Origin of the sequence: Acetobacter suratthaniensis, assembly GCF_017377745.1 — a bacterium.
Lineage (GTDB): Bacteria > Pseudomonadota > Alphaproteobacteria > Acetobacterales > Acetobacteraceae > Acetobacter > Acetobacter suratthaniensis.
In genome coordinates this window covers 1-379 of sequence record NZ_JAFVMG010000068.1, presented here as the reverse complement: position 1 = coordinate 379, position 379 = coordinate 1, and the positions used below count along the sequence as shown (strand labels likewise).

Annotated in this window: 1 pseudogene; it reads right to left on the bottom strand. The window is 65.2% G+C overall.

Features of this window, described 5'->3' with window-relative positions:
- Positions 1-379: pseudogene (locus tag J2D75_RS14335) on the bottom strand (hypothetical protein); the annotation flags it as partial.

Genomic DNA, 379 nt, shown 5'->3' with positions numbered 1-379 from the left:
AAACACCCCTTCTTTCTGCCATAGACGCACCAGCGCCCCACGGAAGGGGGCACGCTCCTCACCGCCTTCGATCCACTCCCGGAAGGCCAGAGCACTGCCCCACAGCACACCAAGACGGCCAACCGGCAGGGCCGCGCGGCTGAGCACTTCGGCAATCCGATCTTCTTGAGATGCTGAGGCCCGGGCCAGCCACTGATACTGCTCAAAGGCATAACGCAGGGCATCGACCTCGCTGCCCCGCTCGTACACATCCTGGCCGCGGATGTGCGGTCGCAACCCCTCAAGACTTGCGGCCAGTTGCCAGGGATCGATCAGAAAGCCATCCACGGCCGCGCACTGCCGGGCTGCTTCCAGCCGCGCCCTGAACAGCACAGCCTCG